The organism is Chryseobacterium sp. 1B4 (assembly GCF_036631475.1).
GTDB lineage: Bacteria > Bacteroidota > Bacteroidia > Flavobacteriales > Weeksellaceae > Chryseobacterium.
On the sequence record NZ_JAPNUF010000011.1, the window covers coordinates 43,737 to 56,507 of the forward strand.

Below are 12,771 nucleotides of genomic sequence, written 5' to 3' on the forward strand. Positions count from 1 at the left end.
AAGTATAAAATTAGCAAAACAATTGAAAATGTTTTGCTAATTTTGTTTCATACCCATGGATATGAAGAATACATTTATAGGTTTGATCGCCGTATCATTATTAGCTGCATCTTGTAAAAAAGATGAAAGAGCTACTTATTTAAAAGAAGAAGCTAATGCCGGACAACCCAACGTAGCCCTTAATACGACCTCAAAAACAGCACTTATGGATCAGGCAGGCATTCAGTCTAATCCAACCCCGGCTCCTATGGCTACCGCTCCGGGGATGAATCCTCCACACGGACAGCCGGGACACCGTTGTGATATCCCTGTAGGCCAGCCATTAAACAGTGCTCCTGCAACAGCCACTCCTGCTTCACAAAATATAAATACAACGGGAAACAATATTGTCCAGATTGATCCTAATGCTGTATCACCAGGAAAAATTACCCTGGATAATAACGGAAAACAGGTAAAAACCGCCCCGGGAATGAATCCGCCTCACGGGCAACCTGGCCATCGATGTGATATTCCTGTAGGGCAGCCATTAAACAGCAAGCCTGCTCCGGCTCCCCAACCCGCTCAAAATGCAGTACAGACAACTCCGGCCCCAGCGCCAGCGCCTGCTTCACAGAATCTCGCAATGGGAGAAAAACCAAAGTTAAATCCTGCTCATGGTGAACCCTGGCACAGCTGTTCTCTGAAAGTTGGTGATCCTTTGCCATAAATTTCTTATTTTTGCAGAGATGAAGCTGTTTCACCTACTTGCCATAGTGTTTTGCCTGGGAGTTTTTTGATTCCCAAGGATAACTTCTATGCGCAATCTATGCAGGAAACATGCTGTAAGGCAGAATCTTCCCAAAAAACGGACTGCTGTAAAAATCATCATTCAAAAAAAGACAGCCAGCATGACAACAAAAAATCATGTAATGATGACTGCTGCTCATCATGTGTGGCCTGCTACACTTTTATTGAAACCCCTTCTCAAAAAATCTGCGTCTGGAACTGTCTTATTACAAAGCGAATAAGAATGCTCAGTTTCAATATTCAGATCCTTATCTTTCAGACCGTTTAAAGGAAATCTGGCAGCCGCCCAAGATAGGTTAATTAAATCTCAAGGGTTCATTATGTCTTATAGTGAACTGTTTTAATTAATTTAAACTTTAAACAAAATGAAATTATCTATTTCCAGGTTGATACTTGGTGTATTATTCCTGTTTACACAATTAATATCTGCTCAGACACTTTCTAAAAACCAGTTCAAAGTAAAAGGGAACTGCGAAATGTGCAAAACAAGAATTGAAAATGCTGCTAAAAAAGCAGGGGCTAAAACAGCAGTTTACTCTGTTGATCTTCAAACCTTAACGTTAGAAACAGACAAGACATCTGCCGACGATATTTTAAAAAAGGTAGCAGAAGCCGGCCATGATAATGAGAAATTCAAGGCTCCTGATACTACTTATGAAGGGCTCCCGGGATGTTGTCATTACGATAGAGATCTGCAGCCTTCACAGGCAGAAGCACATCATGAACACCATGCAGAAGCTACTATTTCCACTAAAAAAGTGAATGAATTCTATGTAAGAGGAAACTGTGCGTCATGTAAAGCCAGAATCGAAAAGGCAGCAAAAGAAGCAGGTGCCGGTACTGCTGAATGGAATGCAGAGAAACAAACGGTTACTTTAAATTTCGATCCGTCAAAAACCTCATCAGATAAGATTTTAAAAGCTATTGCTGATGCTGGTCACGACAATGAAAGATACAAAGCCTCAGATGCTGTTTACCATAGTCTTCCGGGATGCTGCCTGTATGACAGGGATTTTACTTTTGGGGAAGCTAATCCAACAGTACATTACGAAGAAGAAACAAAGCACGAAGATCATAACATCCATGAGACCTCATCAGCTAAAGAAGATCATTCCCAGCATGAAAAAAGTATTGATGGAGTTGTCGTAACCGGTTCTAAGGCAGCAACAGCTTTAAGTAAGAAAGAAGCCGGGCTTGTTTTTAATATTGATAAAAAAGAGCTGTTAAAGGCAGCCTGCTGTAACCTGTCAGAGAGTTTCGAAACCAATGCAACAGTGGACGTTTCTTTCAGCAATGCTGTTACAGGAACAAAACAGCTGAAAATGCTTGGTCTGGATCAGAAATATACCAGCTTAACAAAAGAACAGTTACCAGAAATCAGAGGACTGGCTTCTGCTTATGGCTTAAATTTTATTCCGGGAAGATGGATTGAAAGTATTCAGCTTACCAAAGGAGGAAGTACCGTAACGAACGGCTATGAAAGTATCACAGGACAGATCAACACTGAACTTCTGAAGAATGCAAAGACTCCGGAAACATCATTAAACCTTTTCTCTGATTTTAATGGAAGAGCTGAAGTGAATATTACCAATGTTTCTCCTATCAACGATAAATGGTCACAAACCTTTCTTCTTCACGGCAACGGAACTTTTGGGAATACGGATATGAATCATGACGGCTTTCTGGACAGACCGAAAGGAACACAGATCAACGCAGCCTATTTGCTGAATTATAACGATCTTGAAAAGTCGGGATTCGGGTCTCACTTCGGAATTAATTTTATCAGAGATGAAAGAACGGCGGGAGAAATTGGTTTTGATAAAAAACTGGGTCAGGACAAACAGCCTTTTTATGGGGTAGGAATCGATATTTCAAGGTTCCAGGTCTGGAATAAGACGGGGTATGTTTTTAAGGGAAAGCCTTATCAAAGTATCGGCTGGATGAACCAGTACGTTTATCACCAACAGGACAGTTTCTTCGGATTGAGAAATTATGCAGGACAGCAGCATACGTACTATTCCAATTTAATTTTTGAAAGTATCATCGGAAATACCAACCATAAGTATAAGGCAGGTGCAAGTTTCTTATATGACGGCTATAAAGAAACGTATTTACTGGATGATATGAGAAGAAATGAAATTGTGCCGGGAATTTTTGCTGAATATACTTTAACAGGTTTAAAATACACTTTAGTAGCAGGTTCCAGAGTAGATTTTCATAATCTGGCAGGGACTCAGTTTACCCCAAGGCTTAATTTCAAATATGACTTCACGCCTCAGACAATTTTAAGACTTTCTGCAGGACGAGGTTTCAGAACTGCAAATGTATTTGCGGAAAGCCAGCAGTATTTTGCCTCAAACAGGGCTATCAATATTTTACCCAACGGAGGAAATATTTACGGTTTAAAGCCTGAAATTGCCTGGAATTACGGTGCAAGTTTACAGCAGGAATTTAAGTTGTTCGGGAGGAAATCCAGCATTATTGCGGACTTCTTCAGAACGGATTTCCAGGATCAGGTATTGGTGGATCTGGATAAATCTCCTCAACAGCTGACATTCTATAACCTGGATGGAAAATCTTTTGCGAATTCATTCCAGACCCAATGGGATTTCATGCCTGTAAAAAATCTTGAGGTAAGACTGGCTTATAAATACTATGATGTACAGGCTGATTATATCAGTGGAAGAAGAGAAGTTCCTTTTATGGCAAAGCACAGAGGATTTGTAAACTTAGCGTATTCAACCAATAAAAATAATAATGGAGGATTCTGGAGCTTTGATACTACTTTAAACTGGGTGGGAAAACAGAGACTTCCTGATACATCAAGTAACCCGGCAGAGTTTCAGCTGCCAGCCTATTCTGAATCTTATGCTGTTTTGAATGCTCAGATATCAAGAAACTTCAATAAAAAGATCAGAGCTTATCTGGGAGGTGAAAACCTTACTTCTTATTATCAGAAAAACGCGATTGTAGATTTTAAAAATCCTTTCGGAAGTTATTTTGACGGTGGAATGGTATACGCTCCGATTATGAAAGCGAACTTCTATGTGGGGCTGGATGTGACGTTTTAAGGCGGGAAGATGGAAGAGTGAAGCTGGGAGTGCTGTTAGCCGGTAGAATTCTTATTGGGGATACACTTCCTGTATAATCGATATTTTAATTGATGCGACGTTTTAAGGCGGGAAGATGGAAGAGTGAAGCTGGAAGTGCTGTTAGCCGGTAGAGTTCTTATTGGGGATACACTTCCTGTATAATCGATATTTTAATTGATGCGACGTTTTAAGGCGGGAAGATGGAAGAGTGAAGCTGGGAGTGCTGTTAGCCGGTAGAGTTCTTATTGGGGATAAATTACTGACAGATGCTCTCTGAATAAACAAAACCTTACAGGTTTTTGAAACCTATAAGGTTTGATTTTTACCATCTGCAGGTAAAATTCATCAGCATTAATAAAGGAGAATAAAAACTTCTGATAACCTCCAGAAACTTCCCTCTTCCAGCCTCAAGCTTCCTGACCAATAAAAAAACCGCTTCATTGAAGCGGTTTTTTTATTTATCTTCCAAAGTCATCCTGAACTCTTACGATATCATCTTCGTCTGAAGGATTGGAGGCATCGGTATGCTGCCAGATTTCGGCAACGATTCCCCAGCCTTCAAGGCCGATTAATCTGTGTCTTTCACCCTGCTGAAGTTTTACCTGATCTTTCGGACCATATTCTTTCAACTCTCCCTCTTCATCAGTATTGCTTCTTTTGATGCCTACGGTTCCTTCCACTACCTGCCAGATTTCGGCTCTTCTGTGGTGGTATTGCCAGCTTAATCTTGCTTCCGGAGCCACGATAAGGATTTTCGGGCTCAGCTTTCCTCCTATTCTCAGGCTGTCTACATCAATCCCGTCAAAATACCGGTTGGCAAAATCCTGTGCCTGTGTTTCATCAATGACAAAGAAACCTCCCCATGGTCTTGTATCATCTTTTGCTGCAATGTTAAAACCCTGTGTTTGCAGCATATTTTCTACTCTCTCGAATATTTCTTTTTTTCTGTACTCATACAGCTATATTTTTAAATTAGCGATTATTTATTTGATTCTTCTTTTGACATTGAATATGGGAAATCTTTTTCCTGTGAACCTCTTTCTTTGTTAGGTTTGCTATCCATTTTAAAATCCAAAACAGCACCTTTCATCAGTTCCTTGTGGCTCAGCCAGTTTTTAGAGTAAGGCTGTTGGTTTACATTCAAAGATTTTACATATAAGTTTTCCGCATTGTTTTCAGGAGCTTTTATTTCAATTTTCTTACCATTTTCGAGATGAATGGTTGCTTCTTTAAACAAAGGAGCTCCCAACACATACTGATCTGTTGCCGGCGTTACAGGATAAAACCCAAGGGCTGAGAAAATATACCATGCAGACGTTTGTCCGTTATCTTCGTCACCGCAGTATCCGTCCGGAGTGGCATGATACAGTTTATTCATCACCTGTCTTGCCCAATATTGGGTTTTGTAAGGTGCCCCTGCAAAGTTATACAGATAGATCATATGCTGGATAGGCTGGTTTCCGTGGGCATACTGCCCCATATTCATGATCTGCATTTCTCTGATCTCGTGGATCACGCCTCCATAATAGCTATCATCAAAAACGGGAGGCAATGAAAATACTTCATCCAATTTGGCTTCAAATTTCTTTTTCCCACCCATCAGCTCCGCCAGACCGTCGATATCCTGGAAAACAGACCAAGTGTAATGCCAGCTGTTCCCTTCTGTAAAAGCATCTCCCCATTTGAAAGGATTGAAAGGTCTCTGGAAATTACCGTCTTTATTTTTACCACGCATTAAGCCTGTCTCCTTGTCGAATATATTTTTGTAATTATAAGCTCTTTTCTTATAAATATCAATTTCTGAAGCTGGCTTTCCTAATGCTTTCCCTAACTGATAAATTGAAAAATCGTCATAAGCGTACTCCAATGTTCTGGCTGCATTCTCATTGATTTTTACATCGTAAGGAACATAGCCTAATTCATTATAATACTTTACTCCTGCACGGCCTACAGCTTCTATAGGCCCTTCGTTATCTGCTCCGTGTTTTACAGCCTGCCAAAGCGTTTCCACATCATACCCGCGAAGACCTTTGATGTAAGCGTCTGCCACTACGGATGCAGAGTTATTTCCAATCATAATATCAGAATATCCCGGACTGCTCCATTCCGGTAAGAATCCTCCTTCTTTGTAAGCATTCACCAATCCTTCCTGCATTTCTACATTGATGCCTGGGTAAACAAGGTTCAGGAAAGGGTACAAAGCACGGAAAGTATCCCAAAATCCGGTTCCTGCAAACATTCTTCCGTCAACAATTTTACCGTTGTAAGGGCTCCAGTGTTTTATTTTATTCTGAGCATCAATTTCATATAATTTCTGTGGGAAGAATAAAGTTCTGTATAAAGAAGAGTAAAAAGTTCTCATCTGCTGATCTGTTCCTCCTTTTACGTCTATTTTCCCTAATGTTTTGTTCCAGATATTTTTAGCATCGGTTTTCACCTGCTCAAAGTTTCTGGTACCGATTTCTCTTTTAAGGTTCAGTTCTGCCTGTTCGAAACTGATGAATGAAGAGGCTACTTTTGCATAAACCGTTTCTTTATTTTTAAGCTTAAAACCTACTACAGCACCGGTATGATCACTGGTAATTTCTAATTGGTCATTGACAAGTTTATCATCTTTCCAGGTTTTTGTCAGTTCAAAATCTTTATCAAACTGAATGACAAAGTAGTTTTTAAAGTTTTCGTATTTCCCGGTAGAATATTTCGTTGTATATCCCAGGATCTTTCTTTCTTTTGGTAAAATTTTGATGTAAGAGCCTTTGTTCAAAGCGTCGACAACTACGTAAGCACTGTCTGTTTTTGGAAAGTCAAATTTAAAATAAGAAGCTCTTTCCGTAGGGGTAAATTCTGTGGTAACATTGATATCAGCAAGATAAACACTGTAGAAATAAGGCGTCGTAACCTCAGCTTTGTGACTGAACCAGCTTGCTCTTTCATCTTCTTTAAATTTCACTTTTCCTACTCCCGGCATGATGGAAAATGCGCCATAATCGTTCATCCATGGAGAAGGCTGATGGGTTTGTTTAAATCCTTTTATTTTATCTGCATCGTAGGTATATGCCCATCCGTCACCCATTTTACCGGTCTGCGGTGTCCAGATATTCATTCCCCATGGAAGTCCTACAGCAGGATAGGTATTTCCGTTGGATAAAGAAGGTTTGGATTGGGTCCCCATCAAAGGATTCACATAATCTACGGGAGATACATTCTGACCTAAAGCCCAGGCCTGTAATAACAGTAAGCAAGTAGAAAATATAAACTTCATTGTATCTTTTCGTTTGTTAATTTATATAAGCTTTTTTAAGGCATAGCTGGCAGCTCCAAGAATGGCCGCATCTTCAAATATTGCCGAAATTTTAACCTGCAAGTTAATATTATTCTTTGTTAAGTTCTGAATAAATCTTTGTTCAAAATGAGGATAAGCCTTGGCAATATTTCCTCCTATAACTAAAACTTCCGGTTTGTAATGGTCTACATATTTCACAATAAATTCAGAGAAAGAATCTGCATATTCATCAAACATTCTTTTCTGTATTTCCGCAGGTTTGTCCAGAAGATCTTTCGTTCCTGAAATTTCCTCACCGGTAAGTTCTTTGTAGTGATTCACGAACCAGCGCGTCGCCAGATATTCTTCACTGATAGAATCTTTAAAAGGAGAATCCCATAAGTCTTCATCGGTAGCAAATTCCCCATTATAGAAAGTGGTTCCCAATCCGGTACCGAGAGTGACTCCAAAAATCCTGTCGAATCCCTGAGCACATCCTCCGAATACTTCTCCTTCCATAAAGGCTGCCGCATCATTTACAAAATGAATCTGCTCCTGAGAAATATCCAGCCTTTTTGCCAGTTCTTCTTTGATATTAACCTGATAGATATCAATAAATTTTCCATGCTGCATAAGGGATATCCCGTTTTCATAATCGAAAGGTCCCGGCATTGCGATACCGATCAGAAGATCTTCTTTTACCAGATCATGAGCCACTTTATGAATGGCTGAAACCCATGCCTCAAAAATAACTTCTTTGTTATCAAAAGCATTCACATGTTCTCTTACATAAGTGGAAGAAATAATTTCACGTTTTTCCGGATCTACCTGAGCCAGCGTGATGTGCGACCCTCCGATATCGATTCCTACTATATTCTGCATTATTTTTAATTTTTAATTCCCTGACTGAAAAACAGACAAACAGGAAATACCACCCCTGCCTGCCTGTATTGCATTTTCAGACTTTATATTTTCAATTCTGATAACTGTTTCATTATCTGAATTTTACTTTACAATTACTTTACCCGTTGATATTACTTTACTGTTTGAGGATGTAATTTTGTAAATATAAGTACCACTGATTAAATCCTGCGTATTCACTGCATTATTATTTTGATCAATATTCTGTTTTTTGAACAGTTTTCCTGAAGCATCATACAATGCCACTTCACTTGCAGAGTTATCGCTGATGGCAAAGTGAATATCATTTCCTCCCTTTACAGGATTTGGATAAACGGCACTGCTCTCTTTTACAGATTCAAGATCTTTCACGGCAAGAGATGATGTACAGGCAACGTCTGTTCTCCAGTTGGCATCTGTCATATTGACCAGGGTCGCAAAATGGGTATTTGCTGTAGCATCTAAGGCTCCCATTCCGCTTCCTTCATCCATTTTCCAGTTGGCTTCAAGACCTGTATAATTGGCGGGAACACTACAGCTGTTACTCAATATTTCCTGTGGTGTCAGTGCTCGTTTCCAAACTCTGAATTCATCAAGGAAACCGTTGAGTGTACGGGAATTATCATAATTCCTACCCAGATAAAGGATTCCGTTTGCCGTAAAGTTGCCTGTCACCGCAAAGCTTGCATCAAGATTACCATTGACATAGATCTTCATGGCTGCGCCATCGTAAGTGGCTGCTATATGATACCAGGTATTGGTATTGAATGCTGTATTGGTATTAAGTTTCACCTGTGATGAACCGAAGCTCAAAATGAATTGAAGCTTATTATTCGCCAGATTTCCATCTCCGAAACGAAGCATAGCCGAATTATTATCTCCTACTTCCACTCCTAATACTGATGAAATGTAAGGAAAAGCTGTTTTGAAAGCATTTACTTTTACCCACCCTTCCAATGTCACAGCATTTCCGCTCAGGTTAAATTGTCCTGCGTTAAGATAATGCGTGCTTCCGTTAAAAGAAAGTGATCTTGCTCCGGGGCTTGTAACCGGTGCAAAACCGCTGTTAAATGATCCTTCAGCAGAATAGGTACTTGTAGTTCCTCCCGCGCATGAAGCCTGTACTTTCCATACGTAGTTTGTGTTTGGGGTCAGATTCTGTAATGAATAGGAGTTGGTAGTAATATTCGGAATTTCAGACCAGGTTGTTGCTGAAGCTGTTTTGTATTGCAGGGTATATGAAGTGGCGTTTCCTGCATCCCATGACAGTTGAGCCGTATTTCCAAGGAAACTTCCGGAAGTTAATCCTGATGGCGTAGTGCAGCCACTTCCGGAATTAAACCTTGGTGCGAAAATATAAGTACTTGTTAAGGCCGGTGAGCAGCCGGACTGTATTCTCCAGTCGTAATCCGTATTCAGGGTAAGGTTATTAATAACAATATTGTTTCCTGAATAATTGCTGGCTACATTCGTCCATACTGCTGAACTGACCGGCTTGTAATCAATATTGTAAGACTGGGAAGCATTGGAAGTCCAGTTCAGTTGAGCTGAAGTTCCTGTTATATTGGAAACATCGAGTCCCAATGGAGGATCACAGGTTTGTCCTTGCGACCATGAATATAGCTGGCCGCTTAAGATTGTATTTTCATTGTAAAGTATATTAGACCCTGTGCTCAGATAGCTGGCTACATTGGTTCCGGCCAGATCATACCACATAAAAACGCCGTATTGGTCATTCTTTGTGCTGGTAGCAAGGCTTGCCAGTGTAGCGGCGGATGTTGAGCCGGGATTGGGGTTTTGGATCCATGTTGCCGCAGCAGAAATCCTGGATTTATCAAGTGGAGGAACAACAGGAGCATTGTAGGTACTGTACATGGCATTCCATGTATAATTGATATAGTTTCCTGCTAAATCTCCGTTATAAGTTTGTCTGGTTGTAGCCGGTCCATAATAATAGAATGTAATGAGTTTATCCGGCATTGCTGCTTTCAATTCCTGCAAAAGCATTACAAAAGAACTGTTATTAGGTTGCCCTGTTCCGTTATTTCCGTATCCTGCGTATTCATCATCCAGGTCCACACCATCCAGTCCATAGGTATAAACAGTATGAGCCACCTGCATTGCGAAATCTTTTGCCGCTTCCCGATTAGGAAAATTGGAAATTCCGGCTCCCTGGTGGTTTCCCAAGAGATCCAGAAGAACTTTTATTCCTTTTTCCTGTAAAGGCTTTACGTAGGTATTAACATCATTCAGGACTTTGGTGACGTTGTTATTGTTTGAGATGTAAGCTCTGCTTTTGGAAACATCATAATTGATATTGGCGGCAAAAATAATCGCAACATCAAAAAGCTGTCTGTTGGTGTTCTGCAAAGTATAGGAACCTGCATTCAGCATATTATTGTTATTCACTTCCACATAGCAGACTCCCAAGGGATCAAGCTGCTGTGCTTTGAGCAGCGGAGCAGATTGAAGCATGAGCGCCATTAAGGGAATAAAAAGGAATTTTTTCTCATAGTCTATCAATTTTGTAGCAGAAAATCATTGGGCCGAAGCCCAATGACTGGTTTTGTTATTTTACAATTAGTTTTTCGGATTGTTTTAAACTTCCGTCATGAGATTCAAACTGAACGATGTAGTTTCCTGCTGAAATTCTGCTCAATTCGTATTGATTGTTTCCTGAGTTCAGTGATTTTGTGTCTACGATTCTTCCATTAAAATCATAAATTGTCAATTTTCCGTTGCTGTATTCATCCGGAACAGAAACTGTCAGTGATGAAGATTTGCTTGCCGGATTAGGATATAGTTTTATTTGATTTTTGACATTTACCTGTTCTGGGTTTATAGCCTTTTGGTTTCCGGCATTTCTCGCCAATAGTGAGCTTCCAGTTGTACATGGCAGATCTGTTCCCCAATTAGAAGAGTCTACACCCGTCAACGTTAAAGTCACTCCGTTTCCTGAAGTATCCTGAACAGTAGAACCACTTCCTTCGTTAAACTTCCAGTAAGCAGCCAGTGAAGCAGCAGGAACGGATACATTACACATATTCTGACTTATTTCCGTCTGGCTCAAGGCGCGTTTCCACACTCTTACCTCATCTATTTTTCCATTGAAATTCCTTGACGTGTTATATAAATATCCTACATTGAATGCTCCTGTTGAATTCACACTTCCGGTTTGAGCTTTAGTCGCATCCAGAACACCATTGATGTAAATTTTCATATTGGCACCGTCATAAGTAGCTGCCACATGATACCAGGTGTTGGCATTTAAGGCTGTTGCAGAGGCCAGTTTTTGCTGTACATTATTAATACTTACCACAAACTGAAGTTTATTATTCGCCAGGCTGGCATCCCCTAATCTCAGGAACGCAGAATTGCTGTCGCTCACTTCTGTTCCCATAATAGAAGAAATATATGGGGATGCAGATTTGAAGGACGAAGGTTTAATCCAGCCCTCAAAAGATAATGCAGAACCGCTCAGATTCATACTGCCGGCAGCTCCTGACTCTGTGCTTCCGTCCAGAGATAAGGCATAAGATCCTGTAGGAGTTGTTCCTGAGGCACTGGTAAACCTTGGAGCAAACATATAGGCACTTTTCACGCTGCAATTGGTTCTGATTCTCCAGTCGTAATCAGTATTGGCTGTTAATCCGGAAATCGTTACAGAAGTGGAACCCGTTGCTGTTACCGCATTCGTCCAGGTTGTTGAAGAAGCTGGTTTATAATCAACATCATAGGTATTGGTTCCCACGGCTGACCAGTTCAGTTTTGCACTTGTTCCTGTAAGATTGCTTGTGTACAGCCCGATAGGGGCATCACAGTTTGTACCTTGTGTCCATGACTGTAAAGTACCGCTTAAAACAGTAGGTTCTCCGTACAATGTCTGGGTTCCTGCTGAAAGCTGTGCAGTTTCATTGGTTCCATGCAGATCATACCACATAAATACTCCGTAACCGCCGTTCTTAGTCTGAGTGGCTAAACTGGTTGTTGTAGAGTTAGACGTATTTCCCATCCATACAGCTGCCGGAGAGATTTGTGCTTTGGTAAGCGGAGGTACATTCGGAGCTGAGAAGGTTCCGTACATCGCATTCCAGCTGTAATTGACATTGTCTCCTACCCTTGCTCCGTTCCAGGAAAGCCTTGAAGCAGCAGGACCGTAGTAATAGAATGAAATAATTTTATTCGGCAATAATGCTCTGAGCTCCTGAACCAGCATTACAAAAGAGCTGTCATTAGGCTGCCCTGTTCCGTTATTTCCGTATTCTGAATATTCATCATCAAAATCAATTCCATCAAGACCATAGGTATTCACTGTATTGGCAAGCTGTAAAGCAAAATCTTTTGCGGCTTCACGGGTAGGAAAATTACAGATTCCTGCTCCCTGATGGTTTCCCAAAATAGTGAGTACTACTTTCATTCCCTTTTGCTGAAGGGGCTTTATATAGGTATCTGCATTGGTAAGCACTTTGGTAACGTTGTTATTGGAATACAGATAAGCTCTTCCACGGCTGGTATCATAATTAATATTGGCCGCAAAGATATTCACCACATTGAACAGATAGCTGTTCGATGTCTGCAGTTTGTACGCTCCTGCATTCAGGAGGTTGTTGTTATTCACTTCCACATAGCATATCCCTGTAGGGCTAAGCTGTTGTGCGTTGATCAGAGAACCGGATTGAAGCATCATGGCAATCAGTGCGGTAAAGATGGATTTTTTTCATTGTATAATTT

Annotated in this window: 7 protein-coding genes; 2 read left to right on the plus strand and 5 right to left on the minus strand. The window is 40.5% G+C overall.

All coding sequences use genetic code 11. The features are described from left to right. Positions 1-55: 55 nt before the first annotated feature. Complete coding sequence (locus tag OWR28_RS22195; protein WP_494168510.1) at positions 56-706, plus strand: hypothetical protein; 651 nt, start codon at positions 56-58, stop codon at positions 704-706. 445 nt (positions 707-1,151) lie between these two features. Continuing rightward, positions 1,152-3,857: a TonB-dependent receptor domain-containing protein gene (locus OWR28_RS22200; RefSeq protein ID WP_332388558.1), complete on the plus strand. Its 2,706-nt coding sequence runs from the start codon at positions 1,152-1,154 to the stop codon at positions 3,855-3,857. A gap of 479 nt (positions 3,858-4,336) precedes the next feature. Here OWR28_RS22200 and OWR28_RS22205 read toward each other — a convergent pair whose 3' ends face one another. The 5 genes from OWR28_RS22205 to OWR28_RS22225 all read right to left on the minus strand — a co-directional run bounded on the left by OWR28_RS22205 (position 4,337) and on the right by OWR28_RS22225 (position 12,727). Beyond that, entirely contained in the window at positions 4,337-4,792 is a 456-nt protein-coding gene (locus OWR28_RS22205) for a phosphoheptose isomerase (RefSeq protein WP_332388559.1), read from the minus strand. 65 nt (positions 4,793-4,857) lie between these two features. Next, positions 4,858-7,140: a GH92 family glycosyl hydrolase gene (locus OWR28_RS22210; RefSeq protein ID WP_332388560.1), complete on the minus strand. Its 2,283-nt coding sequence runs from the start codon at positions 7,138-7,140 to the stop codon at positions 4,858-4,860. Positions 7,141-7,161: 21 nt separating this feature from the next. After that, the gene (locus tag OWR28_RS22215) at positions 7,162-8,022 is read right to left on the minus strand and encodes an ROK family protein (RefSeq protein ID WP_332388561.1); all 861 of its coding nucleotides are present in this window, start codon (positions 8,020-8,022) and stop codon (positions 7,162-7,164) included. Between the two features lie 123 nt (positions 8,023-8,145). Next, positions 8,146-10,563 (minus strand): endo-beta-N-acetylglucosaminidase H, encoded by a 2,418-nt coding sequence (locus OWR28_RS22220; RefSeq protein WP_332388562.1) that lies wholly within the window; start codon positions 10,561-10,563, stop codon positions 8,146-8,148. A gap of 46 nt (positions 10,564-10,609) precedes the next feature. Further along, on the minus strand, positions 10,610-12,727 hold the full coding sequence (locus tag OWR28_RS22225; protein WP_332388563.1) for an endo-beta-N-acetylglucosaminidase H: 2,118 nt from the start codon (positions 12,725-12,727) through the stop codon (positions 10,610-10,612). Positions 12,728-12,771: the final 44 nt, after the last annotated feature.

What these genes read in the sequence shown, in the direction of transcription:
- OWR28_RS22225 (WP_332388563.1), bottom strand. Translation starts at nt 12,727, where the DNA reads ATGATGCTTCAATCCGGTTCTCTGATCAACGCACAACAGCTTAGCCCT.
- OWR28_RS22200 (WP_332388558.1), top strand. Translation starts at nt 1,152, where the DNA reads ATGAAATTATCTATTTCCAGGTTGATACTTGGTGTATTATTCCTGTTT.
- OWR28_RS22215 (WP_332388561.1), bottom strand. Translation starts at nt 8,022, where the DNA reads ATGCAGAATATAGTAGGAATCGATATCGGAGGGTCGCACATCACGCTG.
- OWR28_RS22205 (WP_332388559.1), bottom strand. Translation starts at nt 4,792, where the DNA reads ATGCTGCAAACACAGGGTTTTAACATTGCAGCAAAAGATGATACAAGA.
- OWR28_RS22210 (WP_332388560.1), bottom strand. Translation starts at nt 7,140, where the DNA reads ATGAAGTTTATATTTTCTACTTGCTTACTGTTATTACAGGCCTGGGCT.
- OWR28_RS22195 (WP_494168510.1), top strand. Translation starts at nt 56, where the DNA reads ATGGATATGAAGAATACATTTATAGGTTTGATCGCCGTATCATTATTA.